Genomic DNA, 26,372 nt, shown 5'->3' with positions numbered 1-26,372 from the left:
TCTACCAGCACTGACACTGTCCGGGAAGAATCAGTGTCATGAGAAGCACACAGATCATCCCGGAGAAGACAAACACCACCGTCATCGAGGTCAGCGACCTGTCCCGCACCTATGGGAAAGGGGAGAAGTCCTACACGGCTGTCCACAACTCCAATTTCCAGGTGCATCGCGGTGAGGTCTTCGGTCTGCTGGGTACCAATGGCGCAGGCAAGACTTCCACACTGGAGATGATGGAGGGCCTGGCAGCACCGTCGTCAGGCACTGTTCGCATCAACGGACTGGACCCGGTTACTGACCGCGCCACCCTGCGCCCCGAACTGGGCATCATGCTGCAGTCCGGTGGCCTGCCCTCACAGCTGACCGTGCAGGAAACCCTGGCCATGTGGCAGGGCACCTGCTCTCAACCACGCTCAATCAACGAGGTGCTTGTCGACGTCGACCTCACCCACCGCACCGACGTCAAGGTCGGCTCCCTATCGGGCGGTGAACAACGCCGTCTCGACCTGGCCTGTGCTCTCCTGGGTGATCCTTCCGTGCTGTTCCTGGATGAACCCACCACCGGTCTGGATCCGGAATCACGCCGTCACACCTGGCAACTGCTGCGCAACCTTAAAGACCGTGGTGTGACCATGGTGCTGACCACCCACTACCTGGAAGAAGCAGAATTCCTGGCCGATCGCCTGGCCATCATGGATCAGGGCCGGATCGCAGTAGAAGGGACGCTGCATGAGCTGGTGGCACGGGTGACATCCAAGATCAGCTTCACCGCTGATTCCCACACCCCACAACTGCCACATCTGGTGGGTGCGGAGGTGGTCCGTGACAACACCCATGTCACCATCTCCACTGATCAACTGCAGACACACACTCTTGAACTGCTGCGTTGGGCGGAGGACAAGGGCGTGCGCCTGGCTGATTTCGCAGCACGCCCGGCCACCCTGGAATCCGTGTTCATGGATATCGCCGGCCACGCCATCACATCCAACTAAAGGAGAAACAAACATGACCACCACCCTCAAACCACGTCCCCGCAGCACCGCCATCACCCGGCTCAAGGCACTGGGCACCGCAGAATGGTTACAATTCCGACGCAATAAAACCCTGTTGTTCATGGCCACCGTGTTCCCCGTCGGCATCCCCCTGGTCCTGTTCAGCCTGGGGGATGGCGGGGCAATGGAATCAGCCAACACCTTTGATATTTTCGTGCTCTACACACTGTTGTTCGTGCAGTTCTACACAGTGCTGTCCATGGTGACCACCAGACGTGATGAACGCGTTCTGAAGAGGCTACGCACCGGTGAGGCACGTGACTGGGAGATCCTCGGCGGCATCTGTCTCCCCGGAGTGCTGCTGACCACGATTTTCACCATCGCCATCATCCCCCTGCTCATGGTGTTGGGTGCGCCGGCTCCGGTGAATCTCATCCCAGTGGTACTGGCTGTTCTCCTCGGCCTGATATTGACCAGCGCCCTGGCTTTTGTCACCAGCGGCTTCACCCGCAATGCCGAGGCCGCACAGTTGACCTCCATGCCGGTGCTCACCATCGCCATCCTGGGGTTGGGATCGCTGCGTCCCATATTCGGTGAGGGTATCGCAGCTGAGATCATCAGTTACACCCCCTTTGCCATGATCAGTGATCTGGTGCAGCTGGGATGGGCTGGTGCCACCTTCACCGACACCATGAACGGGGTGGAAGCACTCAACTTCGCAGGCGTCCTGGGTGCCTCCGTGCAACCCCTGCTCATCATCCTGGTCTGGACTGCTCTGGCAGTTGTTGCCACCAGGCAGTACATGCGCTGGGACACCCATCGCTAACATGAGTGCCTGATGACTGAAACAAATTCCTCCAGACTGGAGAACCTCATCACCCCGCTGCGAATGTGGCGGGGTCTTGGTGGTTTGGATAAATACACCCTGTACACAAGGCTGTCTCTACAATCCATCCCCGTGGCGGTGGCACTGGCCTATGCGGTCGGACTGGCTGGACCCGAATCAGCAATAGATCAGGTGGCACCCTGGCGATTGATGGTGGGCAGTACATATGTGATCATCATGCTTCTCCTTGCGCTGGCCGTCTATGAACTCCACCCGGATCTCAACGTTCACCAGCGCCGTCCAGTGGAGCCCATCTTCCGCGCCGGGCTGATATTCACCCTGGGCGGATTGGCGATATCCCTGTTGCTCCAACTCCCGGTATTTCCGGAGGAGGAGCGTCGTGCTGCCGTCGTGGTCACTGTGTTGACATTATTTGTGCTGGCCATCGCATATATTCCGTGGTTGAGGTTCCGGTGGTTGATCATCATCACGTTGACAGTGTCCACCGGCGTGGTCATTGATCAGACCGCTGAGTTTTCCTACTGGTGGTGGGTGCTGCTCCCACTCATGGTGATGACCATCCGCATGTCCATTTGGACGGTCAACGTGATGAAGGAGGTGGAGCGTTCCCGGGAACTGGAGGCTTCCCTACGTGTGACTGAGGAACGTCTTCGTTTCGCCCAGGAACTCCACGACACCTTGGGCCAACACCTGGCGGCCATGTCCTTGAAGTCTGAGGTGGCATTGGCATTGGCCAAACGTGGTGATGACCGCCTTGAAGATGAGCTGCGTGAACTTCAGCAGCTCACACGCACCTCCATGTCACAGATGCGTGAAGTGGTGCAGGGCTACCGCACCATCAACCTGGCCACCGAAGTGGAGGGGGCAAAAAGCCTGCTTAACGACGCCCGCATCATCCTTAACATCCACGGTGACGCACTCGACGTGGAACCTGCACAACGGGAACTGGCCGCCTGGCTGGTGCGTGAGGCAACCACCAATGTGCTGAGACATTCTGACGCCACCACCGTTGATCTCCACCTGTCCGCCGGGGAAGTCCGCATGAGCAATGATGGTGTCACCGGTGCGGTGGGCAAGCTCTCCGGACTCAGTGCACTGCGTCAACGTGCCGATGTCTCACAGTCCACCCTGCTTGTTGATCGCCACGAGGATCACTTCACCGTCCGTCTCATCCCAGAAAGCAGCACCCGATGACCATCTCCATTGCCATTACCGATGACGAAGCCCTGGTGGCAAGTTCCTTGGCCACTTTGCTGGGATTGGAAGAGGACCTGGAGGTCCGCACCGTCTGTAGCTCAGGGGAGGAGATCATCACCTGGTGGAAGAAACAATTAACCACTGGGGAAGCAGTGGCAGATGTCTGCGTGTTGGACCTGCAACTGGGTGGCATGGACGGCATTGACACCGCCATCAGGCTGCGTGACCTCTCAGCAGATTTACCCGTACTGATTGTCACCAGCCATGCCCGTCCCCGGCAACTCAAACGTGCCCTGGCCAACGGGATCTTGGGGTTTCTGCCCAAGACCTCCACCGCCGATGACTTTGCCAACGCCATCCGCAGTGTTCATTCCGGCAGGCGATATATCGATCCTGAACTTGCCGCCCTGACCATCAGTGCCGGCGAATCCCCGTTGACAGAAAGGGAAGAGGAGATTCTGGAGCTGGCTGGCAGGGGGATGAGCGTGGAGGAGATCGCAGCAGCTGCTTATCTGGCGCCTGGAACCACTCGGAATTATCTGTCACAGGCCATGGGCAAGATGGGGGCCCAAAATCGTTTTGAAGCTTTCACCCGAGCCCGGGAACTGGGCTGGTTATAAAAATATGCGGTACAAAAGCTGACTCTCATGGTGTCAGTTCTGTACCGCAGGTGAGGGGGATCTTAGAAGGACAGGATTCCCACCACAGTGGCTACCACGACTGCCGGGAGATAGGTCTCACGTGGCAGGCCGGTGGAGGTGACCCAGTTGTTGGCCCAGAAATCCAGCCAGGCATTGGTTGCATCAACGATGTCCATGATGATTCCTTAGAGGTGGGGGAAGGAGAGAGTTAGAAGGACAATACGGCCAGGATTGAAGATCCGAAAAAGGCTGGGAGGAAGGTGTCCCCGGGAAGGCCGGTGGTCTGGACCCATACGGCAGCTGCCTGTGCGAGACCGTTATTGATCATCGTGACGATATCCATGAAGACTCCTTGAGCTAATTTTTCCGGATGCGCACCGTGGAGGCGCGTTGTCTATCTGAAATGCTAATGGCAATATTTTAGATTTGGAAGGGAAAGCGAAAGGAACACCCGCTTTGTTTCCAATTTGTAATACTGCTTCAAGGGTGGAAACTACCTGCCAAAGCTGTCGCATCTGTGCGACGATGAGACTGTGGTGCAGCCTCAGGAACATATCGACGCGACTTTCAGTGCGGCGGACATCTACGGCACAGACCGTGACATTGATGCCGATAAACTAGGCCGACTTTCCCTCAAGGGGTGGAAGCTTGCCATCAAACGGGTCGTGCAGGAATTCTTTTCAGAGGGACTCCTGGATCTTGGAGCCCTCCTGACATATTTCTCCGTGTTGTCCCTGGCGCCAGCCCTGTTGGTCGCCTACTCACTGATCACCCTGTTTCTGGCTAATGATTCCCTGGAGGTTCTCAGCAGGGCCACCGAGCTGGTTGATCAATATGTTCCAGAGGAACAGAGTGAGGTGGTGCTCAATGTGCTTGATGCCATCTCTGGTTCCGCCGCAGGCGGCCGGATAGGTTTGTTCATCGGTGTGTTCGTGGCACTGTGGACATCCTCAGCCTATGTCCGGGCCTTCTCCCGGTGCGCAAATGCTGTTTATGGGCGGACTGAGGGACGCACCTTGATCCGTCAGTGGGGAGTCATGGTGGTTCTCAACTTAGGGCTGCTCATCGGTGCGATTCTGATTCTGCTGTCCCTGGTGATCAATGAAACCCTGGTGATGGGAATTTTGGGTCCGCTGGCTGAACCACTGCGTCTGACCAGTGTGCTGAGCTTTTTAACTGAGACGTTCATCCCGGTGTGGAACTGGGTGAAATGGCCGGTGATCCTCCTGGTGTTGATGGTCCTGGTGGCTACGCTTTATCATTTTTCCCCGAACGTTAAGCCATTGAAATTCCGGTGGCTGAGTGCTGGATCCGTCTTTGCCATCATTGGCATTTTTCTGGCTGGCGGAGTGCTCGATGTGTATTTCACTTATTTCGCTTCCTTCAACTCCTATGGAGCCGTGGGCTCTGTCATGGCGATCTTCATCGGTTTATGGATATTTAATATCGTGCTGATCGTGGGAGTGAAGATCGATGCTGAGGCCAGTCGTGCACGCCAGCTCCAGGCAGGCTTGCCTGCAGAAGATGCCAACCTGGTGAGACCACGTTCGGTGCGGATGGTGGCGAAGTTGGAGAAACAACAGCGCCGTCTCGTGGAACAGGCCCGGAACTTCCGTGACAGCCAACGACTGACTGAAAGTTCCGAGCCTGACATGGAGTACTGACTAACTGAGGATTTTCTCCTCTTCTTCAGTGCGTGGGGAGGGATCGTCACGGTCTGGATCCACAGCATCCCTGCGTGCGGGGTCATCGGACATGGTGGACAGGGAATTGGACGGGGTGGATGGGTCATCCCAGCGTAGAAAGGCCCCCACTCCATCGGGGATACTGAGGTGCGTGTCAGAAATTGCAGAGACACCAGCATCAGTATTGATGGCGAGGTAGAGCAGCTCCTCAATGTTCTCAGGTTCAAAACCTGGCATGAAGATCAGTTCATCCACCTGGCCACGTTTGAGAACCTCATGAACCTTGGCGCCACCGGCCACTGAACCCACATCACGGGACTGGGCTTCACGGAAACGATCACCGATGTTCTGCTGAGAGGTCTCGATGAAGGTCTCAGTGGCTTGGGCAAGTTCTGCACGGAAGGAGTCACGTTCCAGGCTCTGCCCACGGGTACCGCCACTTAGTTCGACGATGCGTGCCTGAACATCCTTGTGGAGTGCGGCCTTGAGCAGTGCTGTTGCCCGGACGTCACCTGTCAGCAGCACCATGTGGGGTTTGCGTTCAGTGACCAGCTTATTCACCTGGTCAGCGACAGCCTCGGCATTGCGTTCCCAGGAATCTTCCACACGGGCTTCGAAGTTGTCTGAGCGCCAACCGTGGCCATTGCGTCCGGTGTCGGCGCCGGTGCGATGACTCTTATGTAGTTCATCATGGCCACCCTCGACGGTGATTTCCTCACCGTGTGCATCCGAGTCACGGGTGAGATCAGGATCCTCCGGGGCCCTCAGATGTAGGTCGGCGCCGGCGCGGTCAACCTCGATGAGTAACTGACTTACTGCAAACGGGGTCAGCTGGAGAAGGGGGAGTAGTTCTGGTCGTTCACCCCAGTGTGCTGATTCCTGCTGGGGTGGCACTGGGAGTACACGATTCAGAAGAATGCCATCAGCGGTGGCGATGATGGCACGACCGTGCCTGCCACCGATCGAGGACTGTCGGAGAAGGGTTTCTTCCACATCGTCGAGAAGCGACTTGGGGGCGCCCTGATCTGTCACCGTGCCCCGGAAATTCTTCCATCTGGTTTCCACTTCAGCAGCCGCCGTGGGGCTGGTTCTGGTGGTGTCGATGTAGATGGAGAGGAAAGGACCATCGTTGTTGTCGAGCGCGGATTTAAGCCAGGGAAGTTTCATTCAAGCCTCCTGAAATCGTCGGTTGGCGGCTCCGAATAGGGGGGTGCTTTGATTCGACGGCCGCCTCGTGAAACCCATCGTGCCCGTGAATCGCCCGAGTTTCAAGGAAAAATGTGACCCACGTCTAATTAGGTGATTGTCGCGTAAGGTGGATCCAATGAACTGATTTCAGCACGGTGATGGCCTTGGCGGGCTCCTCTGAGGTGGTGATGCGGATGTGGGAGAACCCGCTCACCCGGCCGGTTGCCACCATGTCCTCATGGGCACTGATTGGCACACATTATCTGGTGTATTGCCCACTGGCCAGCGCGCTGGGATGGCAGGAAGACTACGACCGGCAGTGTGTCATCTGAAGCAGCGGTGACCCCATGCCAGGATCAACCATTTTGGATTTAAACCCGGAACTCCTTGAAGGTTCGCAGGTGATGCTGTCTATGACCGCGGGGAGCAGCTCACTCCTGCAGTAACACTGCTGACCAATGAGCCGATGCTTGTGGAAGCCACTGTCAAAGGCAGCCATGTCCACCGGGTGAACTTTCAACTCCGTGGCACCCCGGTGGATACACGGTGCACCTGCCCGCATTTTGATGACGGCAATTTCTGTAAACACCTGGTTGCAGTGGGCCTGGTAGCTGGAGGAGCTACGGAACCAGCCCCCTGAGCTGTCCTTTGATGACATCGAGGTGGATGCCTTCAATACTCCTCTGGAATCATTTCTTCAACAACGTGCTTTCACTGAAGGTGGTTCTGATGAAGATATTGAACAACAGGTCAAAGAGGCTGTTACCGATACCTGTCGGGTAAGCCCATTTGTGAGTTATGACTAGGCATCTGATGCTGCACGCGAGTTGGAAGAAGTAGTTTTCTTTATTGAAGAGTATTAGCGGCAGGGCAGAGCTTCAGCTCTGGTGGCACAGTCCCGTCGACTGATGCTGCTCGAGATTGAAATCCTTGAGGATAATCCGAAGGCTGTAGCTGAACTTTCTGCTGATTTTCCTGCCGGACACAGGCAGGCAGTGGACTATTCCGAGCACAGGGATCCAGGTAGGGCTGTCGATATGCTCCTGATGGCAGCACGTGAGACTGCAGCTAAGTACACCGATAAGCGGATTTACAGGGAGACCGCAGCGCTGCTGGTGTGTGCGCGGAACAGGGCACCTGATCCCGCAAAAGTTGAGCACACTGTGACTGAACTGCGGGAAGAATATCAAAGACGCACGCTCATACAGCGAATCTTCACTGAACACGGGTTACCCTGAGCGGGTGGAAACTTGGAACCTACAGCACCCAGAACACGGACTCATTGAGGTCCATATTGGATCAGCGTCTGGACTGCTGGAGGTGGACCCGGGGTTTCCGCAGGATGAAGAAGCTCCTTCTGTACCTGTTGACGAGGACGTGCCCCACCTGAAAGACATCGGACTGGATGGGGTGGAACGCCGTGTGCTGATCACAGTGGAAGGTCACCCGGTGGCCAGGTTGAAGACACTGAAGAACGTGACAGTGCCACTGTCCGCTAAAACCATTGAGAACCTCAAAGATGGTGAATTTTGGGACCCTGTGGTTGTCCTGGCGAAACCAGTACTGAAATTAGAGAGCAACGCCCTGGACTCCTGGATGCGCACCATCGTGTTCAAAGACAAGGGCCAGCCCGGGGTGGAACTGGATCCACCAGAGGGATCCAAGGCTGCCCAGCGCTATGAAGAGATGGCCACCTCCCCGTGGAAGCGGGTGCTGTATCCACTGGGAGCTGGGTTGGGGAAGAGCGGCTGGGCCATCGGCGTGCTCCTCCTGGGGCCGATCATCGTGAGCTTCCTGAAGCGGATTATCTCTTGGATCAGTGAACGTTTACCCGATGTCAGCATCCCCTGGCCGGACTGGTCGATTCCCTGGCCAGACATCAACATCCCGTGGCCGGACTGGAGCCTGCCCAGCTTCGACATCCCCGTCTGGGTGGAATTTCTCCTTCAGTATTCCAAGGTATGGATCCCGATTCTCATCGGGATTGTGCTCGGGGTGGCAGCAGTGCGCCGCCACCGCCGATCACGTGCAATGAAGAACAACTGGGTGAATGACGAGACTCAGTTATCCTCCCAGGACCACACCCTCGCGCCGGGGATCAGCACCGCCGATGATCTCAGCACCAGTACCCCGGACCAGGGCAGAGAGACCACTTGATTGCTCAGTCGGGTTGACCTCGTGACCAAACTCTTCCAGGGATTTCACCAGGTCGGACTCATGTTCAGCCATCAGTGGGTGCTCCACACCGATTCCAGTTGCAGGTTGGTTCATGGCACCGAAGTTCGGTGCGGACACCGCCTGCTGTGGATCCATGCCCCAGTCGATGATGTTGACCAAGGTCTTGACCACATACTGGATGATCAGTGCACCACCCGGGGAACCCAGGACCATGTCTAGCTCGCCCATGTTGCCGGATTCATCGGCAGTGAACACCAACATCGGTGACATGGAGGATCGTGGGCGTTTTGCTGATTCCACCCGGTTGGCGATCGGTTCGCCATTGTCATCGGTAGGTTCCGCGGAGAAGTCCGTCAGCTGATTGTTGAGGATGAATCCACGAGTGAAGTGGAAGGAACCGAAGGCGGCTTCCACACTGGTGGTCAGGGAGGCCGCATTGCCATAGGAATCGATGATGGAGATATGGCTGGTGCCGCTTTCCGGCACCGGGGCGCCCAGCGCTGCTGCAGTAAGTCCGGGATCGGCGGTGCCCATGGAGGTGGTGGTGCTGATAAGCTCTGCTCGGGCTTGGGTGTACTCCGGGCTGATCAGCTCGGCCAGCCCACCGCCGGGGATGTCCACAAACGCGGGGTCTGCGATGTAGGCATTGCGGTCAGCGTAGGCGAGACGCTCTGCTTCTGAGATCAGGTGCATGGCTTCCACGCTGGGAAGACCGCCGTCCAGTCCGACGTCGCTAGGAGCATATTGTTCCAGATCAAAGTTGTTCAGAATTCCCAGGGTTCCCAGGACTGTGGAGCCGCCGGAGGATGACGGTGGCATGCCACAGACGATCCTGTCGCGGTAGGGAGCACACAATGCCTCATGGGTGACAGGGGAGTAAGCGGCAAGGTCAGCAGTGGTCATCAGTGACGGGGTGAAACCGTCGACCTCACGGGTTGCACGTTCCACCACATCGGCTGCGATCTCACCGGTGTAGAAGGCATCGGGGCCACCTTCAGCGATGAGACGGAGGGTTTCGGCATAGTCCGGGTTCTGCAGCAGTGTGCCTGCTGTTTTCGCCTTGCCGTCCTCATCGAGGAAGTAGGCTGCTGCCTCAGCGTCAGGCACGAGGTCTTCTTCTGAATTGGCAATGGAGGCTGACATGCGTGGGCTGATCTCAAAGCCATCCGTGGCCAGCGTCTGAGCTTCTTCCAGCAGTGCTGGCCATTCCGTCTCGCCCTCTGCTTCATGGAGTAAACCGAGCGCTGCGACGATGCCCGGCACGCCGATGGACCTGCCGGAGCGGCGGGCATCGGGGACCGGTTCGGTACCGTCCTCGGCAGAAACCTGGATCAGGTAGTTTTCATCAGCGGCCACGGGTGCGGTTTCACGTCCGTCGATGGCACTGACCTCGCCACTTTCCGCGTTGTAATAAAGGATGTATCCACCGCCACCGATTCCGGAGGACTGCGGCTCTGTCAGGCCCAGGACAAACTGGGCGGTGATCAGGGCATCAGCGGCGGTGCCACCATCACGCAGCACCTCGCAGGCTGCGCGTGAGGCATGGGGATTGGCCGTGGATACTGCATAGTCCTGGGCGATGACCGGTTCCATGCCCGAGCGGTAACCGGTGGCGATCTCCGGGGCGACGGAAATATCTTCCCCGGAATGGGTGCCTTCGCCGTTTCCTTCTTCGCCGGCGTCATCGGGGAGTTCGCAGGGTTCCAGTGGCATGGCTGCTGCCTCCGTTGTCTCTGATGTTGTTGCTGTGGTCGTTTCTGTGGAGTCTGCTCCCGGGGTCTCTTCATCGCTAGCGCAAGCACTCAGCGTGAGGGCAAGGGTGGCTGTGGAAAATACCGCCACCATCTTCATTTGTGTGTTCTGTGTCACTCTCATTTTCTGAGGTTAGCAGTGTTGTTGCTGGTGGGGGAAGCTTTTGTTTTTCTGGTGAAGATGTGCCGAGTTTTGAACCCCTTGCCCTACCCGGCTGGACAGTTAACCAAAAGTGAACTAAGGTTAACAGTAGATTAACAAAAGGGGTTGAGTTTATTAACTCCCCCAGTTCTGGAAAGGAACCACCCACGTGAGGATCATTCACAACGAGATCACCCGCATCGAGCACAGCCACGACAACCTCTGGAGCATCCGCGAGGACCTCCACGCCAAGTTTGACGCACTGGTCAAGCCACACCTGATCGACGGCGTGCTTGATGCAGCTGCCGCAGGACACGAAGGTAGCATCGGACGCTTCCGTAAGGTCTTCATCGAGAAGCGCGCCACCTTCGAACTTGAAGCCATGGCTGGTGTCAACCCTGACTTCGCTGTCCCAGGCATTCTGGCTGCACGCGGTTTCTCCGCTGCATAATTTCATCTGAAAAGTTCATTCACCCCGCCCCCTTCACCGTGTTTTTCTCAGGTGAAAAGGGCGGGGTTTTGTGTCAGATGAACTGCCGTAAGTTCCAATAAACCCTCTTCAACGTGGATGAACTCAGAAATGACCAATTTCTTGAGTACCACAAAAGAGGTTTACTGTGCGGCTGCATCATGTTTCCCGCCCGGCCATGTCCATTCTTCTCGCTGGTGCCATGGCAGCAGGGCTAACGCTGAATGCCTGCTCATCCGCGGACGATGGGGGCCCTGCAACCCAGCAAGCAGGGGAGGGATCCACATTGTCCAGGAGTATGCGGAACTGAACGGGGCCACCACCGGGGAGGGGGCTGCAGAAATCCTCAAGGACCGCACCGGCGTGCTCTACTTTGGCTTCCCAGAATGCCCCTGGTGCTGCATCGCCATGCCGGTGATGAATGAGGTGGCACAGGCCGGCGATATTGATCAGATCCATTATGTGGACGCCAGGGAACTACGGGACACCCGCGTGCTCTCTGAGGATGGGGACGGTTGTCATCGAGGACCCCGGTGCAGGTGCTTACGCTGAGCTCCTGGCAGAACTGGGCGATGCGGCACAGGTCTATGAAGGAGTGAATGATCCCACCCAGCGCAGGATCTATGTGCAGCTCGTGGTCGCAGTCAAGGACAGGGGCGGTGCAGGGCAGTCACCTGTCCACTGTGGAATCACAGGTCAACCCCTTTGAAACATTGACCGAGGCGCAGCACACTGAGCTGTCTGCCATCTATGCGGATCTGTTTGCCCAGATCCGATGAGAAGATCATATGAAAATACCCGCTGACCAGCACATCCGGGGCCAGGTCAACGGGTTTTTCTTGAGCTTCCCCACCAGGACTCGAACCTAGAATGACGGTACCAAAAACCGTAGTGTTGCCATTACACCATGGGGAAATGCAGGTAGCTATGGAGCATAGACTGCAACGTCAGAGTTTACACAATTATGTGTAACTTCCAATTATCGGGGTGGCCTGGGCTGGGATAGTCTAGGTCTTATGGTTCGACAGCGCATGACCGGTAAGGAACGCCGGGAACAGTTAATTTCCATTGGGCGCGCGGTTTTCGCGGAACGTGGTTTCGAGGGTGCCAGCGTGGAGGAGATTGCTGCGCGTGCCAAGGTGTCCAAGCCGGTGCTCTATGAGCATTTCGGGGGTAAGGAAGGTCTGTATGCGGTGGTGGTGGATCGTGAGATGGTCAAGTTGGAATCCATGATCACGCGTTCACTGTTGCATGGCCGTTCCCGTTACCGCATTGAACAAGCCGTGTTGGCGCTGTTGACGTATGTGGAGGATGAGACAGATGGTTTCCTCATCCTGGTCCGGGATATGAATCCGGGTAGGGATCGTACCTTTGGAACCCTGCTCAATGATGCAACCACCCAGGTCTCACATATCTTGGGTCAGGCGCTGGCGCGTTCGGGGTTGAAGTCTGATTACGCCACGTTATATGCCCAGGCGTTGGTGGGCATGGTGTCCATGACAGCACAGTGGTGGTTGGATGAGCGTAATCCTTGCAAGGAGGAGGTTGCGGCACACATCGTGAACCTCTGTTGGAATGGGTTGGCTGGCATGGAGGCCGATCCGAAACTGACTCCGGAGAGCAGTCCTGTGGGCGCAATTCTGGGACAAGAGAAAACTGATGTTGTTAAGGAGATCGAAGCGTGACACCGATGCTTGCTGGACTGCTCAAGGTTGCGGCCACTGACCCGAAGCTGAAGGGCATGATCTCGAATGTGGAAGAGCGCGAACTCCACATCACGGGCATTGATCAGGCTCGTCCCTGGGCGATCGGGGCGTTGGCACATCATGCTCCTGTCCTGGTGGTCACCGCCACCGGCCGCGAGGCAGAAGACCTCACCGCGGAACTCAAGGCGATGATGGGGGACAAGGTCGCCTGGTTCCCCTCCTGGGAAACGCTCCCGCATGAGCGTTTGTCCCCCGGCGTGGACATTGTCGGCCGGCGTGCCCAGGTGTTGAGCAAGCTTGATAGCGCCCAGATTGTCGTCACCGCCGCCCGTGCCTTCTGTCAGCCAGTCCTCAAAGAATCTGAGGGACGCACCCCGCTGGTTCTTATAGAGGGCCGGGAATTCGACTTCTCCACCCTGAGCAAGGAACTGGTGTTTCGTGCCTACAAGAATGTGGACATGGTGGCCAAGCGTGGTGAGTTCGCCACCCGCGGTGGCATCCTGGATATCTTCCCAACCACACTGGATTATCCGGTGCGTGTGGAGTTCTGGGGTGATGAGGTTTCCGATATCCGTCAGTTCTCCGTAGCTGATCAGCGCACCATCCCGGAGATGGTGCTGGACCAGATTGAGATCTACCCGGCGCGTGAACTGTTGATCACTGATGCGGTGGCCAAACGTGCTGAAGAGTTGATGGTTAAGCATCCGGGTAATCCCACCCTGGTGGAGATGCTCTCGCGGATTGCTGATCACACGGATGTTGATGGCATGGAGGCTCTCATCCCAGCGTTGGTGGATACCCCGCTGGTGCCGTTGACTGATCTGATGCCGGTGAACACGCATGTGGTGGTGATTGCGCCGGAGAAGGTGCGTACCCGTATTGCTGATCTTGAGGCAACGGATGCGGAGTTCCTGGCTGCTGGTTGGGAGGCGGCAGCTATGGGTGCTGATGGCCCGGTGGCGACGAAGGGGCTGGATCTGGAGGCATCCTCGTACCGGAGTTATGAGTCCTTGCAGGTTTCTGCGTCGCAAAGCGAGCTACCGTGGTGGACCTTCGCTCCACCCGGAATGTTTGAGGCTTCGGAGGCAGCAACGCTGCCGCTTGATTTTGAGCCGGGTCCTGCACCACGCGGTGATTTAGATGGCATCAAGGAAATGATGTCTCTGCTGTTGGCGCACACCACCGCTGGTGGGCGTGCGGCCTTCATCGCACCCACCCAGGGTGCGATCAAACGCATGGTGGAACGTTTTGCGGAGCAGGGGATTCCGACTCATGTGGCAACGCCTGGTTGGGAGCCAAGCCCTGGTCAGGTCACGCTTTATCATGCGCTCAGCCATGCCGGTGTGGTGTTCCCGAAGGTGCGTAAACACCGCGATGCCACCGCACTGCCGCTGGTGGTGATCACCGAGACTGACCTGACCGGTAACCGGGTGGGGGATATCGCCGGTGCCAAGAGGCGTCCGGCGCGCCGACGCAACAAGGTTGATCCGCTGGCGCTGACTCCGGGTGATCTGGTGGTGCATGAAACCCACGGCATCGGTCGTTTTGTGAAGATGACTGAGCGCACCATCTCCGCAGGTGATGAGACCTCGCGCCGGGAGTACATTGTGCTGGAGTATGCACCGGCCAAGCGTGGTCAGCCCGGCGATCAGCTCTATGTGCCTATGGATTCTCTGGACATGCTCAGCCGTTATGTCGGTGGTGAGAAGCCGACCTTGTCCAAGATGGGTGGTTCTGATTGGAAGAACACCAAGAAGAAGGCGCGTGCCGCTGTTCGTGAGATCGCCGGTGAATTGGTGGAGCTCTATGCCAAGCGTCAGGCAGCCCCTGGTCATGCCTTCGCCCCAGATTCCCCGTGGCAGAAGGAGATGGAGGATAACTTCCCCTATGTGGAGACTGAGGACCAGATGCTGGCCATCGACGCGGTCAAGGAAGACATGGAAAAGGCTGTGCCGATGGACCGTGTGATCGTGGGTGATGTCGGTTATGGCAAGACCGAGGTGGCCGTGCGTGCTGCTTTCAAGGCGGTGCAGGACGGCAAGCAGGTGGCTGTTCTGGTTCCCACCACACTTCTTGCTCAACAGCACCAGTCCACCTTTGAAGAACGCATGGCGGGTTTCCCGATCACCATCCATGGACTGTCTCGTTTCACCTCCACCTCTGAGTCCAAGGAGACGATGGCGGGTATGGCCTCTGGTGAGGTTGATATTGTCATCGGCACCCACCGTCTCCTGCAGACCGGTGTGCACTGGAAGAACTTAGGCCTGGTCATCGTTGATGAGGAACAGCGTTTCGGTGTGGAACACAAGGAACACATCAAGGCATTGCGCAGCCATGTGGATGTGCTGACCATGTCTGCCACCCCGATCCCACGAACCCTGGAGATGTCCATGGCAGGCATCCGTGAAATGACCACCATGCTCACCCCACCGGAGGACCGTCACCCGATCCTGACCTATGTGGGGCCCTATGAAGATAAGCAGGTATCTGCCTCCATCCGCCGTGAGCTGCTTCGCGACGGCCAGGTCTTCTTCATCCACAACAAGGTCGCCGACATCGAGAAAAAGGCACGTGAACTGCGTGACCTGGTACCGGAAGCCCGCGTGGTGGTCGCCCACGGCCAGATGAGTGAGGACCTCCTGGAACAGACCGTCCAGGGATTCTGGGACCGCGAATATGACGTTCTGGTGTGTACCACCATCGTGGAAACCGGCCTGGACATCCCCAATGCCAACACCCTGATCGTGGAAAACGCCCACCACATGGGCCTGTCCCAGCTACACCAGCTGCGTGGGCGCGTAGGCCGTTCCCGCGAACGTGGCTATGCCTATTTCCTGTACCCCAAGGGTGCCACCCTGACCGAAACCTCCTATGACCGTCTGGCCACCATCGCCCAGAACAATGACCTGGGTGCCGGCATGGCCGTAGCCATGAAGGACCTGGAGATGCGCGGTGCCGGCAATGTGCTCGGTGCGGAACAGTCCGGTCACATCGCCGGTGTCGGCTTTGACCTCTATGTCCGACTGGTCGGCGAAGCCGTGGAAGCCTACCGGGCACTAGCTGATGGCAAGCCTGTCGACGGCACCGTCAAGGGACCCTCCGAGGTCCGTGTTGATCTGCCCGTGGATGCCCACATCCCCGAGAGCTACATCAATGCCGAACGCCTCCGCCTGGAGATCTACCGCAAACTAGCCACCTCAGAATCAGAGTCGGACCTGCAGCTGGCAGTCGAGGAGATGGAGGACCGCTACGGTCCGATCCCGGAGGAAGTCTCCCGTCTGCTGGCCGTGGCCCGCCTACGTCACCAGATGCGTGCCGCCGACCTCACCGATGTTGCTGTCCAGGGCACCCGCATCAAGATCCACCCGGTGGAACTGAAGGACTCCCAGCAGGTCCGCCTCAAGCGACTGTTCCCCGGTGCCAACTACCGTGCCGCCGCCAAGGCCATCCAGGTGTCCTTCCCCAAAGTAGGCCGCAACATCACCGACCCCCTGTTGCGTGATGTGGATCTGCTGCAGTGGGTGGCAGACTTCATCACCAAGATGTTCGACGTGGATGAAGTCGATGTCCGTGGCCCACGCGCCGGACAGGGAAAGAAGAAGTCCGGTGTGATCTCCGTGGGGCAGTAGGCGCTGGAAAACAATAATAAAGGAGTAGGCATATGACACTGGAGATGGGCCTGTGGCGCACCGAGGGCAATAAACTGGTGCGGATTGAGCCCACCCCGGTGGGTCTGGAATCCCAGTTGGAGGACTTCATAGAATCCGCCCCCGATATTCTGGGCAAGAAGTTGCTCATCATCGGCAGACAGGTCCCGACAGGACACGGTGGGTTCATTGATCTGCTCGCCCTGGATGACACTGCAGCTGTCCATGTCATTGAGCTCAAACGTGCCAGGACGCCCGTGATGTCACCGCCCAGACCCTGGATTATGGTTCCTGGGTGGCAACTCAGAGCCGTGAGCAGATCAAGGCGATGTTTGAGACCTACCGGCCCGGTCTGGCTCTGGAAGAAGCCTTCGACGCCACGTTCAATGACACCCTGCCGGAGGAAGTCAATGCTGAGCAGGTGTTGACGATTGTTGCCTCCCACATTGATCCGGCAACGGAGCGGATCGTTCGTTTTCTGAATGAGAACTTCAACGTTCCCATCAATGTTGTCTTCTTCCGGCATTTCACTGATCAGGGATCCAGCTATCTTGCCAGGACCTGGCTTGTTGATCATGAGGGAGTGCTTCCCTCATCTGGTACAGGTGGAAAGAAGAAAACCAGGGAAACATGGAATGGTACAGATTGGTATGTGTCCTTCGGTGATGATCCCAATGGCAGGAACTGGGATGATGCCCGGAAATATGGTTTCGTCTCCGCTGGCGGTGGGGAATGGTACTCGCGGACAGTGAAGAACCTGGTGCCCGGAGCCCGTATCTTTGTCAATATTCCCAAGGCAGGATACGTGGGAGTGGGAACAGTCACCGGACCTGCTGAGGTTTTCGACCGGGTACAGATCCCAGTTGAGGGCAGGGAACAACTGTTGCAGGATCAGCCGCTTGCAGGCAATTACCACCACGGAGCTGGTGATGACTTGGCCGAGTGGGTCGTTCCGGTGAAATGGATTCATATCGTCCCACGGGAGAATGCCTTCTGGAAGCAGGGCATGTTCGCCAACCAGAACTCAGTGACCAAGCTCCGTCAGCAGTTCACCATTGAAAAGGTGAGTAATGCGTTCAATCTTGATTCCTGATCCCCCAAGCTATTAACTCCCCTGTTGAGCGTTGAAGAAGACAAAGGCCCTCTCAGAACTACCAACATGTGGGGTAGTGCCGAGAGGGTCTTGTTGTTTCGCGCCCAAGGTGTGGAAATTAGAGCGTCAACCCGCCACCGATCAGGCCAAAGAGTCCGAAGCCGGCAGCGATCACCAGCAGGACCAGCACGCCGTATTCGAAGGTGTTGAAGATCTTTTCATTGCGGTGCATGCGGGTTAACACATAGGGGATCAGACCGGGGAGCAGGGCGATGGCACCGAAGAGCAGGTACTTGGGGTCAGCTGCGTAGAAGAGCCAGATGGAATACACGGTGGCCACGATGCCGACGAGGGCGTGGCGCCTATTTTCCGCCACAGGGATGGTGGGGCCGGAGTCGTCGAAAAGCTTGCCGGCATGGGGGTGGCTGATGCCGCGGCCGCGGGTGGCCAGCGCAACCAGGTAGAGCGCTGCAAAGAAATAGGGCACCAGGTAGAGCACGGTGGCCAGTTGCACCATGGACACATAGGTGGTCTCGTTGAGGAAGAAGATCACGATGAAGATCTGGATCACGATGGTGGAGATCAACTGCGCCATCCAGGCAGCACCACGGGAGTTGATGGCACCAACCTTGGAGGGGATCAGGCCGTCGGCAGCCATCAGCGCCAGCGGTTCGGCACACAGCATCTGCCAGGACACATAGGCACCCAGCACCGACAGGCACAGGCCAGCGGAGATCAACGCCGCACCCCAGTCACCGACCACAGCTTCCAGGACAGAAGCCATGGAGTTATCCGGCAGCACCGCCAGTTCCTGCTGGGTGAGCACACCGTAGCTCAGGGATGAGATGGTCACCAGCAGCACCAATACGGAGAAGAATCCGATGATGGTGGCGCGACTGATGTCCTTGCGGGAACGTGCCTGGCGGGAGTAGACCGAGGCACCCTCAACACCGATGAACACCCACACCGTGAACACCATGATCGCCTTGAGCTGATCAAACACCGAGCCCACGGTGCTATCAGCGCCGGTGCCCCAGAAATCAATGGTGAACTTATCCCAGCTGAAACCGAGGAAAGCCACCAGGATGATGAAGGCCAGCAGCGGCAGAATCTTCACCACGGTGGTCACCGTTGTCAGGAAGGCGGCCTGTTTGACACCACTGGCCACCACCGCGAAGATCAGCCAGGTCAGGACACTCACCGCGAGTGCTGAGATCACCGGATTGTCCGCTGAGAACAGCGGAACATAATGGCCCAGGGTGCTGAAGAACAAGGTGGCGTAACCCACCTGGGCGATGACAGAACCCAACCAATAGCCCCAGGCGGAGCAGAAGCCCACGAAGTCGCCCAGGCCCACGCGTGCATAGGAATACACACCGGAATCCAGGTGTGGTTTCCGTCGGGCCAGTACGTGGAAGACGAAGGCCACGGACAGCATGCCGAAGCCAGCGATGACCCAACCGATCAGCATGGTGCCGGGTGCTGCGACCGATCCGATGTTTTGGGGAAGTGAGAAAATTCCTGCACCGACCATCGATCCGACGATCAGGGCGATGAGGGTGCGCATGGGAACGGTGTGGCTTGTGGCCTCCGGCGCGGTGGTGTCATTGAGCATTAGATAAAACTAAACCACCCTGACAGGTTTATCGAACTTTGCGTATCCTGGCGGGGGAACTGACCAAGTACGAAACACAGGGATGTGAAAGCACATGGGTATTTTTGACAATGCCAAGAACAAGGCAACCGAGTTCCTCAACACCGATAAGGGCGAGCAGCAGTCAGATGCACTCCTGGACCGTGCTGCTGATGCTGCCAAGGCCCGTCTGGGTGAGGGGAAGTCGGATCATATCGACCGTGTTCGCGACACCCTGGATGAGCGTGTTGGTAACAATAATGATGGCAACCAGCCAAACCCTGAGCAGAACGAACCGGGCCAGGAACCACACGCTGAGCCAGGCAGGGAGCCAGGCAACGCCTAAACTATTGGCCTATGGCCGATAACATCACCGTCCTCATCGACTCCCACGATCCCGTCCTGCCCGCTGAACTCCTCGACGCCACACTGCGTCGGGGGGACAGCGTGGAGGTGGACGACTCCGTGGGAGTCGATTTTGCATCCTGGGACATCACCATTGACGCCGGGGCACGGTGGTTCATCACCGCAGACCCTTCCACCGCACGCCCAGGCATGCTTATCGACGCCCGCCGCACCCACGTGGCTGAAGCCATCGAGGTCATGCAGCGTGCCCTGGCACAGGGGGAGTGGGAACAGTCCCAAACCCACCACTCCCTCATCCCGTACCTCCGCGAGGAATCTGAGGAATTCATCGAAGCCGTGGAAACAGATGCCCCGGAGGAAGAACTGCTCAAGGAACTGGGTGATGTTCTCCTGCAGGTGTTGTTCCATGCGGAGATCGCCGCGCGCCGGGGAGCATGGGACTTCACTGATGTTGCCGCCAGCTTTGTGGCCAAGATGCGTTCCCGTTCGCCCTATCTTTTTGATGGCACCGAAGGTGTCATTGACACCGAGGAGCAGGAGCGGCTCTGGGCTGAGGGGAAGGCTCGGGAGCAGGAATCATCAGGAAGATAGCAGTTGGCTCAGTAGCTGGAAACCTTTGATGGCGGGGAGGGGCTCCTGTGGATCCTTCCACACGATGCCACAGGCTACGGCCCGGTCTGCGAGACGTCCGGCGTAGTTGTGGCCACTGATTCCTTCCAGCAGGTAGCTGATATCACCGAGGTTGGAGGTGGTGTTCAGTGCTTCTGCGAGATCAGAACGTGTCATATTGGGGCGGGGCAGGCCATTTTCTGCCAGTCCTCCATGGAGGCTGGAACAATGGATATTATCCACCCTTGAGGTAGGCCCTTCGGGATAGGCGGTGGCCGGAGTGAACGTCGAGGTGAGTGTGAGGGTGGCACCCAGGGTGAGTGTCAGAGCAAGGCGTGAGTGGCGCTTCTTCATCAGTGGGTCCTCAGAGGATCAGTGGGGGATAACAGAAAAATGCCACACCGCGCCCATCCATGCGGATGAGACAGATGCGGCAGATGAATGCCCGTTGCCGGGATATTCCTATGAGGACAGGTTGCTGGAGATGGTCTGCAGCTGAGCGAAGATGTCCTGCTGTGGGTCAGCCTTGACGATATCACAGGTCAGTGCGCGGTTGGCGAGGCGGTCAGAGTAGACGTTGCCCAGAAGGCTGAGAGAGACATCAACCTCGCCAAGATTTGCGGTGTTCTTCAGGCTTGCTGCCAGTTCAGCGCGGGTGGTTTCTGAGGTGACCAGTCCGCTACGGGTGAGGCCTTCACGCAGAAGGTTGCAATCGAAGTTATCGATGATTTCATTAGCGCCTCCGAGCAGGTCTCCCAGTCCCTGGGCAGAAGCTGCCGGGGTGAGGCCTGCGGTCAGGGCGATGGTTGCTGCAGCGATGGTGAGGGTACGACGGATCTTCTTCATGATTCTTGTTCCTTAACGATGAAATTCTTTAGTGGGGATGTGGCCTGAAAACAACAAACGTCACATCAGGTGTCTCATCCTAAAGCAGGAATGTGACTGATGTGACGTATGTGGCTACTGAGGTTTGGTTGAGTACCCCCGCAGGGCGGTTTAGGAGGAACCTGAACTCAGCTCAGACAGATAGGTGTCTTCCTTGACCAGTCCACACTTCTGGGCGCGGTCCGCAATGTCAGCAGCGGTCTTGGCATTCCAGTCGCTTACCTGTGGGAACTGTGCGGTGATGGCGCCTTCGCCACGCTCAGCTAGTGCATCGGCGAGATCACCGTTGTGCATGCCGTCCTCTGGGAGATCCATGGTGCCTAGGCCGAACTCGAGCAGTCCACATGGGATGCCGTCGAAGGTGTTGGAGAGTTCCTTGTTGGTAGAGGACAGGCTGGCGAAGTCGAATGCTGATGCAGGTGCAGAGAAAGCGGACATTGCCAGGAATGCGGATGCACCGATGGCAGCGATGCGAGTTGAGATCTTCATGATGAAATACTCCTTTTCGATGCGGATTCTTATCTGTTCTTAAGCAAGTGTACCTATGGCACGGCCCACATAAAACTGTTTTTTCATCAATTAACACAGCAAGAAACTCTGCTGATAATGCATAAATGCCGCTTGAGTTCCAGCAATGAGGCTCTGGGGGCTGCGAACGGTACTATCGCTACTCATGAGTTCTGGGGTAAAAAAGGCGGCTGGATGTGGCTGTGGAGCGGTTCTGGCAGTCATCATGGTCATTTCCTTTGTGGGGTGGGCCCTGAGTTTCATGGATGGTGCCGCTCCAATCCGACAGTTGCAACCAATCCCGGACAATGTTCCACCCGCAGCAGGCGAGGCTGTTCCCCAGATTGATATCCATGCGCAGGGACGCACCTCTGATCAGCTCAAGTTCTGGTCTGATCCCATCGCCGTGGACACCGGTGTGACCTCCCAGGCAATCGCGGCTTATGGAAATGCGGCACTGATTGCGGCAGAATCCTGGCCGGAATGCGGTATTAACTGGACAACCCTGGCAGGAATCGGTTATGTGGAAACCCGCCACGGCACCTATTCCGGAAAACTATTCGGGGGAAGTTCCCTGGATGAGGCGGGAGTGGCGACACCCACCATCGTCGGCATTCCCCTCGACGGATCCCCAGGAGTGGCACGCATTGCAGATACCGATGGTGGCCGACTCGATGGGGACACACAGTTCGATAGGGCAGTGGGTCCGATGCAGTTCATTCCAGAGTCTTGGCAGCGCTATGGACGTGATGCCAACGGTGATGGTTATGCCGACCCACACCAGATTGATGATGCCGCACTTGGTTCAGCCCATCTGTTGTGCACCTCTGGCGGGGACCTCTCCACACCGGAAGGGTGGACCAGGGCACTCCATGCCTACAACATGTCCAATGAGTACCTCATCAATGTTCGTGATGCCGCAGCTTCCTATGCGCTGCGTCAGCCGGCCATCTAAAACAGCTGGATCCCCCCGTTGGGGAAGGGAAATCCATATATCTGCCGACAAAAGCATGTGAATGCGCTCTCATTACGTCCTTGGATGGGAATTCGTGCAACAATTGGCGCTAGACGTGACCGAAGGCCCTTGAGGCGGTACATTGTGCCGCCTTGAATCCCCTGATGTCGCGTGAACAATATCTGGTTAGTTCCCAAGTTGGCATAGGAGGCCACAGTGGCTGAAATCATGCACGTATTTGCTCGCGAAATCATGGATTCCCGCGGAAATCCCACCGTTGAGGCGGAGGTTTTCCTGGATGATGGCTCCCACGGTGTTGCCGGCGTCCCATCCGGTGCATCCACCGGTGTCCATGAGGCACACGAGCTGCGTGACGGTGGCGATCGTTACCTGGGCAAGGGTGTTCTCAAGGCTGTTGAAAACGTCAATGAGGAGATTGGCGACGAACTCGCTGGCCTCGAGGCTGATGATCAGCGTCTCATCGATGAGGCCATGATCAAGCTGGACGGCACTGACAACAAGTCCCGTCTGGGAGCCAACGCCATCCTCGGAGTCTCCATGGCTGTGGCCAAGGCCGCTGCTGACTCCGCTGGCCTGCCACTGTTCCGCTACATCGGTGGACCAAACGCCCATGTTCTCCCAGTTCCGATGATGAACATCATCAACGGTGGCGCACACGCTGACTCCGGTGTGGACGTCCAGGAATTCATGATCGCCCCAATCGGCTTTGATTCCTTCACCGAGGCCCTGCGCGCAGGTGCAGAGGTCTACCACGAGCTCAAAAAGGTTATCCAGGAGAAGGGCCTGTCCACCGGACTGGGCGATGAGGGTGGCTTTGCACCTTCCGTCGGCTCCACCCGTGAGGCACTCGATCTGATCGTGGAAGCCATCAAGAAGACCGGCTTCGAACCAGGCAAGGACATTGCCCTGGCACTCGACGTCGCGTCCTCCGAGTTCTTCAAGGACGGCAAGTACCACTTCGAAGGTGGCGAGCTCACCGCAGAGGAGATGTCCAAGGTCTACGGCGACCTGGTCGACGAGTACCCAATCGTCTCCATCGAGGACCCACTGCAGGAAGACGACTGGGAGGGTTACATTGCTCTCACCGCAGCCATCGGCGACAAGGTGCAGCTGGTCGGCGATGACTTCTTCGTCACCAACCCGGTCCGTCTGAAAGAGGGCATCCAGAAGAAGGCTGCCAACTCCATCCTGGTCAAGGTCAACCAGATCGGTACCCTTACCGAGACCTTCGACGCTGTGGACATGGCTCACCGCGCAGGCTACACCTCCATGATGTCCCACCGTTCCGGTGAGACGGAGGACACCACCATCGCTGACCTGGCTGTTGCACTCAACTGTGGCCAGATCAAGACCGGTGCTCCTGCACGTTCCGACCGTGTTGCCAAGTACAACCAGCTTCTGCGCATCGAGCAGCTGCTCGGCGATGCCGCTGTGTACGCAGGCCGCGATGCCTTCCCACGTTTCCAGGGCTAAGCACTAAAAACATAACCCGTCACCTTCTTTTGCGTCGGTGGCGGGTTTTGCCATGTGTGTGACTATGATCGGTGACTATGGCTAAGCAGAAGAAGTCTCATAAGGGCATCGTTCCGGTCTCCAGCAGAGACCGTGCAACTGAGACTGTTTCTGCTGCTCGCGCGCCTTTCCGTCTTGGGGCCATGGGCATTGTTGCCCTGGCTGTGGTGGTCCTGCTCATTCTCATAACCATCGCGATCCCGCTGCGGAACTATTTCCAGCAGCGCTCAGAAATCGCCCGCACGGAAGCATCGATTCTGTCCAAGGAACAGCAGATCGGCGAACTAGATGAGGAACTGCAGCGCTATCGTTCCGAGGCTTACCTCCGCGAACAGGCACGCCTTCGCCTTGGTGTCATCGAACCCGGTGAGACAGCCTTCCGCATCCTTGATCCGGCGCTGGAGAATGATTCCTCCGTCACCTCCGATGGCACGGAGGAGAAGCCCCGCGGCACCTGGTATGCCACCCTGTGGGACTCAGTGACCGAACCTGAACTGCTGGAATCAGATGATGAACTTCCCCCTCCGGACATGGCAGATCCTGCGCCATCGGTTGAGGAACCTGTGCAATAGAGACGAGTCTGGCAACTCATGACAGAATAGACCGCATGAGTGTTACAGATGCAGACCTTCAAGCTGTCCAGGAACAGCTGGGAAGAACACCACGAGGTGTCCTCGAAATCTCCTACCGTAGCCCGGATGGAGCACCAGGTGTGGTCATGACCGCACCGAAGTTGGATGATGGAACCCCATTCCCAACCCTTTATTACTTGACTGACCCACGTCTGACTGCAGAGGCATCCCGCCTCGAGGTGGCACACGTGATGAAGTGGATGACTGAGCGACTCTCCACCGATGAGGATCTCCGCGCTGATTATCAGCGTGCACATGAGCACTACCTGGCCAAGCGCAATGCCATTGAAGATCTCGGGACGGACTTCACCGGCGGCGGAATGCCTGACCGTGTCAAGTGCCTCCACGTTCTCATCGCTTACGCACTTGCTGAGGGGCCGGATCATTTCCGCCTGGGCACTGAGTCCGTAGCCCTGGCAGCAGAACACGGTGGACTGCGTGGCACTGCAATCCCAGAGGACTGGCCAACCCTAGAGGAGCTGGGCATCAAGCTGGAGGACTTTGACTTCTCCCGTGCGGGAGGAATTTGATGTCACGTTTTGCAGCGGTGGACTGCGGTACCAATTCCATTCGTCTCCTCATCACCGAGGTCGTTGACGGGAATTTCCGTGAAATTATCCGTGACAACAAGATTGTTCGTCTGGGGAAGGGTGTGGATGCCACCGGTGAGCTTGATCCGGAGGCCATTGAGCGCACCCGCATCGCCCTGGCCGAGTATGTCGATGTCATGGTGGAGAAAGGTGTTGAGGTGGTGCGCATGGTGGCAACCGCTGCCACGCGTGATGCCTCCAATCGTGATGATTTCTTCTCCATGACCCGCACCTTGCTCTCACGCATTCGTCCTGGCTACCAGGCAGAGGTCATCACCGGCGAGGAGGAAGCCCAGCTGTCCTTCCGTGGTGCGGTGGCTGATCTTGATCCGGCGCAGGGACCTTTCTGCGTGATTGATCTGGGTGGGGGATCCACGGAGTTCATCGTCGGCACGCATGACGGTGAGATCCTGGGAGCGCATTCCGCCCAGATGGGTTGTGTCCGCATCACCGAGCGCATCATGCGCAGCGATCCACCGACTGCAACCGAGGTGGAGATCGCCCGTGACTATGTTGCTGAACGCATCCGGGAGGTCAGTGCGATCGTGCCGGTCTCTCGGGCAAACACCTTTGTCGGTGTTGCCGGAACCTTCACCACGATTTCCGCATGGGTGCAGGGCTTGGAGTCCTATGACCGTGCTGCGATCCACCTGTCGGAACTTAATTTCGATGCACTGCGTGTGATCACCGATGAAATTATCAATGAGTCTGCTGCCCAGCGTGCCAGCAACCCGGTGGTTGATCCGGGTCGTGCTGATGTCATTGCTGGTGGTTCCGTGGTTGTTCAAGGTGCCATCGAGCTGGCGGCGAAGGAAGCCGGTGTGAACTCCATGGTCATTTCTGAAAAGGATATTCTTGACGGATTGATCCTTGGACTGGTGGAGAAGGAAAAATAACCACACCCTTCTGACACCTGCCCATGGCGCCATGTTCTATGATGATTTGGTGCCATTGAGCAAGCCCCCATAGCCCAATCGGCAGAGGCGGTTGACTTAAAATCAATTCAGTGTGGGTTCGAGTCCCACTGGGGGCACAAAAGATCCTGAGACACACCTTGTGTCTCGGGATTTCCTTTTCCGACCCCAAGGTGAATTAAGGTTAGCGTATCCTTAATTGTTCTGTGTATGGT

General features: G+C 57.4%; 29 protein-coding genes, 1 tRNA gene and 1 pseudogene. 22 read left to right on the top strand and 9 right to left on the bottom strand.

Going from position 1 to position 26,372, the window contains the following annotated elements; all coding sequences use genetic code 11:
* Positions 1-38 precede the first annotated feature (38 nt).
* Genes Q0M74_RS01410 through Q0M74_RS01395 form a run of 4 tightly spaced genes read left to right on the top strand, consistent with a single transcriptional unit; the run spans position 39 to position 3,653 of the window.
* Entirely contained in the window at positions 39-989 is a 951-nt protein-coding gene (locus tag Q0M74_RS01410) for an ABC transporter ATP-binding protein (protein ID WP_293951060.1), read from the top strand.
* Positions 990-1,002: 13 nt separating this feature from the next.
* Complete coding sequence (locus Q0M74_RS01405; RefSeq protein ID WP_293951059.1) at positions 1,003-1,815, top strand: ABC transporter permease; 813 nt, start codon at positions 1,003-1,005, stop codon at positions 1,813-1,815.
* A 12-nt stretch (positions 1,816-1,827) separates the two neighbouring features.
* Positions 1,828-3,030, top strand: a complete 1,203-nt coding sequence (locus tag Q0M74_RS01400) for a sensor histidine kinase (RefSeq protein ID WP_293951058.1) — start codon at positions 1,828-1,830, stop codon at positions 3,028-3,030.
* Positions 3,027-3,653 carry a response regulator transcription factor gene (locus Q0M74_RS01395; protein WP_293951056.1) on the top strand — a complete coding sequence of 209 codons (627 nt, stop codon included), beginning with the start codon at positions 3,027-3,029 and terminating at the stop codon, positions 3,651-3,653. Before Q0M74_RS01400 ends, Q0M74_RS01395 begins: the two co-directional genes overlap by 4 nt.
* 62 nt (positions 3,654-3,715) lie before the next feature.
* On the opposite strand, the gene Q0M74_RS01390 is transcribed toward Q0M74_RS01395, so the two are convergent.
* Both Q0M74_RS01390 and Q0M74_RS01385 read right to left on the bottom strand, forming a co-directional pair.
* Entirely contained in the window at positions 3,716-3,850 is a 135-nt protein-coding gene (locus tag Q0M74_RS01390) for a hypothetical protein (protein WP_293951054.1), read from the bottom strand.
* Positions 3,851-3,882: 32 nt separating this feature from the next.
* A complete protein-coding gene (locus Q0M74_RS01385) occupies positions 3,883-4,017 on the bottom strand; it encodes a hypothetical protein (protein WP_293951052.1) in 135 nt (44 codons plus the stop codon).
* Positions 4,018-4,207: 190 nt separating this feature from the next.
* On the opposite strand from Q0M74_RS01385, the gene Q0M74_RS01380 reads away from it, so the two are divergent.
* Positions 4,208-5,338 (top strand): YihY/virulence factor BrkB family protein, encoded by a 1,131-nt coding sequence (locus tag Q0M74_RS01380; RefSeq protein WP_293951050.1) that lies wholly within the window; start codon positions 4,208-4,210, stop codon positions 5,336-5,338.
* Here the strand turns inward: Q0M74_RS01380 and Q0M74_RS01375 are convergent, their stop codons facing one another.
* Positions 5,339-6,526: a Vms1/Ankzf1 family peptidyl-tRNA hydrolase gene (locus tag Q0M74_RS01375; protein ID WP_293951048.1), complete on the bottom strand. Its 1,188-nt coding sequence runs from the start codon at positions 6,524-6,526 to the stop codon at positions 5,339-5,341. It abuts the gene before it with no gap.
* 215 nt (positions 6,527-6,741) lie between these two features.
* Here Q0M74_RS01375 and Q0M74_RS01370 point away from each other — a divergent pair, with 215 nt between their 5' ends.
* The 4 genes from Q0M74_RS01370 (at position 6,742) to Q0M74_RS01360 (ending at position 8,704) form a co-directional block, all read left to right on the top strand.
* The gene (locus tag Q0M74_RS01370; RefSeq protein ID WP_293951046.1) at positions 6,742-6,879 is read left to right on the top strand and encodes a hypothetical protein; all 138 of its coding nucleotides are present in this window, start codon (positions 6,742-6,744) and stop codon (positions 6,877-6,879) included.
* A gap of 134 nt (positions 6,880-7,013) precedes the next feature.
* Entirely contained in the window at positions 7,014-7,187 is a 174-nt protein-coding gene (locus Q0M74_RS13860; RefSeq protein WP_366087648.1) for an SWIM zinc finger family protein, read from the top strand.
* Positions 7,188-7,434: 247 nt separating this feature from the next.
* Positions 7,435-7,785: a hypothetical protein gene (locus Q0M74_RS01365; RefSeq protein WP_293951044.1), complete on the top strand. Its 351-nt coding sequence runs from the start codon at positions 7,435-7,437 to the stop codon at positions 7,783-7,785.
* Between the two features lie 4 nt (positions 7,786-7,789).
* Positions 7,790-8,704, top strand: coding sequence for a hypothetical protein (locus tag Q0M74_RS01360; RefSeq protein ID WP_293951042.1), 915 nt, complete (start codon positions 7,790-7,792; stop codon positions 8,702-8,704).
* Here the strand turns inward: Q0M74_RS01360 and Q0M74_RS01355 are convergent.
* A complete protein-coding gene (locus Q0M74_RS01355; protein ID WP_293951040.1) occupies positions 8,612-10,600 on the bottom strand; it encodes a gamma-glutamyltransferase family protein in 1,989 nt (662 codons plus the stop codon). The genes Q0M74_RS01360 and Q0M74_RS01355 overlap by 93 nt on opposite strands.
* Before the next feature lie 187 nt (positions 10,601-10,787).
* Here Q0M74_RS01355 and Q0M74_RS01350 point away from each other — a divergent pair, with 187 nt between their 5' ends.
* Positions 10,788-11,069, top strand: a complete 282-nt coding sequence (locus tag Q0M74_RS01350; RefSeq protein ID WP_293951038.1) for a hypothetical protein — start codon at positions 10,788-10,790, stop codon at positions 11,067-11,069.
* Positions 11,070-11,246: 177 nt separating this feature from the next.
* On the opposite strand, the gene Q0M74_RS01345 is transcribed toward Q0M74_RS01350, so the two are convergent.
* The gene (locus Q0M74_RS01345; RefSeq protein ID WP_293951036.1) at positions 11,247-11,546 is read right to left on the bottom strand and encodes a hypothetical protein; all 300 of its coding nucleotides are present in this window, start codon (positions 11,544-11,546) and stop codon (positions 11,247-11,249) included.
* Positions 11,547-11,592: 46 nt separating this feature from the next.
* Between Q0M74_RS01345 and Q0M74_RS01340 the strand changes: the two genes are divergently transcribed.
* The 4 genes from Q0M74_RS01340 to Q0M74_RS01325 all read left to right on the top strand — a co-directional run bounded on the left by Q0M74_RS01340 (position 11,593) and on the right by Q0M74_RS01325 (position 17,533).
* Complete coding sequence (locus tag Q0M74_RS01340; RefSeq protein ID WP_293951034.1) at positions 11,593-11,796, top strand: hypothetical protein; 204 nt, start codon at positions 11,593-11,595, stop codon at positions 11,794-11,796.
* A gap of 307 nt (positions 11,797-12,103) precedes the next feature.
* Positions 12,104-12,772 carry a TetR/AcrR family transcriptional regulator gene (locus Q0M74_RS01335; protein WP_293951032.1) on the top strand — a complete coding sequence of 223 codons (669 nt, stop codon included), beginning with the start codon at positions 12,104-12,106 and terminating at the stop codon, positions 12,770-12,772.
* A 5-nt stretch (positions 12,773-12,777) separates the two neighbouring features.
* Positions 12,778-16,422, top strand: a complete 3,645-nt coding sequence (gene mfd, locus Q0M74_RS01330) for a transcription-repair coupling factor (RefSeq protein ID WP_293951097.1) — start codon at positions 12,778-12,780, stop codon at positions 16,420-16,422.
* Positions 16,423-16,735: 313 nt separating this feature from the next.
* Positions 16,736-17,533 carry a hypothetical protein gene (locus Q0M74_RS01325; RefSeq protein WP_293951030.1) on the top strand — a complete coding sequence of 266 codons (798 nt, stop codon included), beginning with the start codon at positions 16,736-16,738 and terminating at the stop codon, positions 17,531-17,533.
* 118 nt (positions 17,534-17,651) lie between these two features.
* Here the strand turns inward: Q0M74_RS01325 and Q0M74_RS01320 are convergent, their stop codons facing one another.
* Positions 17,652-19,148 carry an amino acid permease gene (locus tag Q0M74_RS01320; RefSeq protein ID WP_293951028.1) on the bottom strand — a complete coding sequence of 499 codons (1,497 nt, stop codon included), beginning with the start codon at positions 19,146-19,148 and terminating at the stop codon, positions 17,652-17,654.
* A gap of 94 nt (positions 19,149-19,242) precedes the next feature.
* Here Q0M74_RS01320 and Q0M74_RS01315 point away from each other — a divergent pair.
* Positions 19,243-19,449: pseudogene (locus Q0M74_RS01315) on the top strand (Rv0909 family putative TA system antitoxin); the annotation flags it as partial.
* Positions 19,450-19,523: 74 nt separating this feature from the next.
* Positions 19,524-20,123, top strand: coding sequence for a MazG nucleotide pyrophosphohydrolase domain-containing protein (locus Q0M74_RS01310; protein WP_293951026.1), 600 nt, complete (start codon positions 19,524-19,526; stop codon positions 20,121-20,123).
* On the opposite strand, the gene Q0M74_RS01305 is transcribed toward Q0M74_RS01310, so the two are convergent.
* From Q0M74_RS01305 to Q0M74_RS01295, 3 genes are all read right to left on the bottom strand, one after another.
* Entirely contained in the window at positions 20,112-20,495 is a 384-nt protein-coding gene (locus Q0M74_RS01305) for a hypothetical protein (RefSeq protein ID WP_293951024.1), read from the bottom strand. The two genes, Q0M74_RS01310 and Q0M74_RS01305, sit on opposite strands and share 12 nt — an antisense overlap.
* A gap of 108 nt (positions 20,496-20,603) precedes the next feature.
* Positions 20,604-20,987 carry a hypothetical protein gene (locus Q0M74_RS01300; RefSeq protein WP_293951023.1) on the bottom strand — a complete coding sequence of 128 codons (384 nt, stop codon included), beginning with the start codon at positions 20,985-20,987 and terminating at the stop codon, positions 20,604-20,606.
* A gap of 150 nt (positions 20,988-21,137) precedes the next feature.
* Positions 21,138-21,515, bottom strand: coding sequence for a porin (locus Q0M74_RS01295; RefSeq protein ID WP_293951022.1), 378 nt, complete (start codon positions 21,513-21,515; stop codon positions 21,138-21,140).
* Between the two features lie 184 nt (positions 21,516-21,699).
* Here Q0M74_RS01295 and Q0M74_RS01290 point away from each other — a divergent pair, with 184 nt between their 5' ends.
* The 6 genes from Q0M74_RS01290 (at position 21,700) to Q0M74_RS01265 (ending at position 26,276) form a co-directional block, all read left to right on the top strand.
* Positions 21,700-22,488, top strand: coding sequence for a lytic transglycosylase domain-containing protein (locus Q0M74_RS01290; RefSeq protein WP_293951020.1), 789 nt, complete (start codon positions 21,700-21,702; stop codon positions 22,486-22,488).
* A gap of 216 nt (positions 22,489-22,704) precedes the next feature.
* Positions 22,705-23,982 carry a phosphopyruvate hydratase gene (eno, locus tag Q0M74_RS01285; protein ID WP_293951018.1) on the top strand — a complete coding sequence of 426 codons (1,278 nt, stop codon included), beginning with the start codon at positions 22,705-22,707 and terminating at the stop codon, positions 23,980-23,982.
* A 77-nt stretch (positions 23,983-24,059) separates the two neighbouring features.
* A complete protein-coding gene (locus Q0M74_RS01280) occupies positions 24,060-24,593 on the top strand; it encodes a septum formation initiator family protein (protein WP_293951016.1) in 534 nt (177 codons plus the stop codon).
* A 35-nt stretch (positions 24,594-24,628) separates the two neighbouring features.
* On the top strand, positions 24,629-25,183 hold the full coding sequence (locus Q0M74_RS01275) for a DUF501 domain-containing protein (protein ID WP_293951014.1): 555 nt from the start codon (positions 24,629-24,631) through the stop codon (positions 25,181-25,183).
* Entirely contained in the window at positions 25,183-26,139 is a 957-nt protein-coding gene (locus tag Q0M74_RS01270; RefSeq protein WP_293951011.1) for a Ppx/GppA phosphatase family protein, read from the top strand. Before Q0M74_RS01275 ends, Q0M74_RS01270 begins: the two co-directional genes overlap by 1 nt.
* A gap of 63 nt (positions 26,140-26,202) precedes the next feature.
* Positions 26,203-26,276, top strand: a tRNA-Leu gene (locus Q0M74_RS01265).
* Positions 26,277-26,372 lie beyond the last annotated feature (96 nt).

The organism is uncultured Corynebacterium sp. (assembly GCF_945649885.1).
Classification (GTDB): domain Bacteria; phylum Actinomycetota; class Actinomycetes; order Mycobacteriales; family Mycobacteriaceae; genus Corynebacterium.
The sequence above is the reverse complement of the archived record's forward strand: the minus strand, read 5'-3'. Positions and strand labels throughout refer to the sequence as shown.

What these genes read in the sequence shown, in the direction of transcription:
- Q0M74_RS01390 (WP_293951054.1), bottom strand. Translation starts at nt 3,850, where the DNA reads ATGGACATCGTTGATGCAACCAATGCCTGGCTGGATTTCTGGGCCAAC.
- Q0M74_RS13860 (WP_366087648.1), top strand. Translation starts at nt 7,014, where the DNA reads ATGCTTGTGGAAGCCACTGTCAAAGGCAGCCATGTCCACCGGGTGAAC.
- Q0M74_RS01270 (WP_293951011.1), top strand. Translation starts at nt 25,183, where the DNA reads ATGTCACGTTTTGCAGCGGTGGACTGCGGTACCAATTCCATTCGTCTC.
- Q0M74_RS01280 (WP_293951016.1), top strand. Translation starts at nt 24,060, where the DNA reads ATGGCTAAGCAGAAGAAGTCTCATAAGGGCATCGTTCCGGTCTCCAGC.
- Q0M74_RS01375 (WP_293951048.1), bottom strand. Translation starts at nt 6,526, where the DNA reads ATGAAACTTCCCTGGCTTAAATCCGCGCTCGACAACAACGATGGTCCT.
- Q0M74_RS01385 (WP_293951052.1), bottom strand. Translation starts at nt 4,017, where the DNA reads ATGGATATCGTCACGATGATCAATAACGGTCTCGCACAGGCAGCTGCC.
- Q0M74_RS01290 (WP_293951020.1), top strand. Translation starts at nt 21,700, where the DNA reads ATGAGTTCTGGGGTAAAAAAGGCGGCTGGATGTGGCTGTGGAGCGGTT.
- Q0M74_RS01340 (WP_293951034.1), top strand. Translation starts at nt 11,593, where the DNA reads ATGGGGACGGTTGTCATCGAGGACCCCGGTGCAGGTGCTTACGCTGAG.
- Q0M74_RS01405 (WP_293951059.1), top strand. Translation starts at nt 1,003, where the DNA reads ATGACCACCACCCTCAAACCACGTCCCCGCAGCACCGCCATCACCCGG.
- Q0M74_RS01310 (WP_293951026.1), top strand. Translation starts at nt 19,524, where the DNA reads ATGGCCGATAACATCACCGTCCTCATCGACTCCCACGATCCCGTCCTG.
- Q0M74_RS01275 (WP_293951014.1), top strand. Translation starts at nt 24,629, where the DNA reads ATGAGTGTTACAGATGCAGACCTTCAAGCTGTCCAGGAACAGCTGGGA.
- Q0M74_RS01335 (WP_293951032.1), top strand. Translation starts at nt 12,104, where the DNA reads ATGGTTCGACAGCGCATGACCGGTAAGGAACGCCGGGAACAGTTAATT.
- Q0M74_RS01345 (WP_293951036.1), bottom strand. Translation starts at nt 11,546, where the DNA reads ATGGATCTGATCAATATCGCCGGCCTGTGCCACCTCATTCATCACCGG.
- Q0M74_RS01295 (WP_293951022.1), bottom strand. Translation starts at nt 21,515, where the DNA reads ATGAAGATCTCAACTCGCATCGCTGCCATCGGTGCATCCGCATTCCTG.
- Q0M74_RS01400 (WP_293951058.1), top strand. Translation starts at nt 1,828, where the DNA reads ATGACTGAAACAAATTCCTCCAGACTGGAGAACCTCATCACCCCGCTG.
- Q0M74_RS01410 (WP_293951060.1), top strand. Translation starts at nt 39, where the DNA reads ATGAGAAGCACACAGATCATCCCGGAGAAGACAAACACCACCGTCATC.
- Q0M74_RS01300 (WP_293951023.1), bottom strand. Translation starts at nt 20,987, where the DNA reads ATGAAGAAGATCCGTCGTACCCTCACCATCGCTGCAGCAACCATCGCC.
- mfd (WP_293951097.1), top strand. Translation starts at nt 12,778, where the DNA reads ATGCTTGCTGGACTGCTCAAGGTTGCGGCCACTGACCCGAAGCTGAAG.
- Q0M74_RS01395 (WP_293951056.1), top strand. Translation starts at nt 3,027, where the DNA reads ATGACCATCTCCATTGCCATTACCGATGACGAAGCCCTGGTGGCAAGT.
- Q0M74_RS01370 (WP_293951046.1), top strand. Translation starts at nt 6,742, where the DNA reads ATGTGGGAGAACCCGCTCACCCGGCCGGTTGCCACCATGTCCTCATGG.
- Q0M74_RS01355 (WP_293951040.1), bottom strand. Translation starts at nt 10,600, where the DNA reads ATGAGAGTGACACAGAACACACAAATGAAGATGGTGGCGGTATTTTCC.
- Q0M74_RS01305 (WP_293951024.1), bottom strand. Translation starts at nt 20,495, where the DNA reads ATGAAGAAGCGCCACTCACGCCTTGCTCTGACACTCACCCTGGGTGCC.
- Q0M74_RS01320 (WP_293951028.1), bottom strand. Translation starts at nt 19,148, where the DNA reads ATGCTCAATGACACCACCGCGCCGGAGGCCACAAGCCACACCGTTCCC.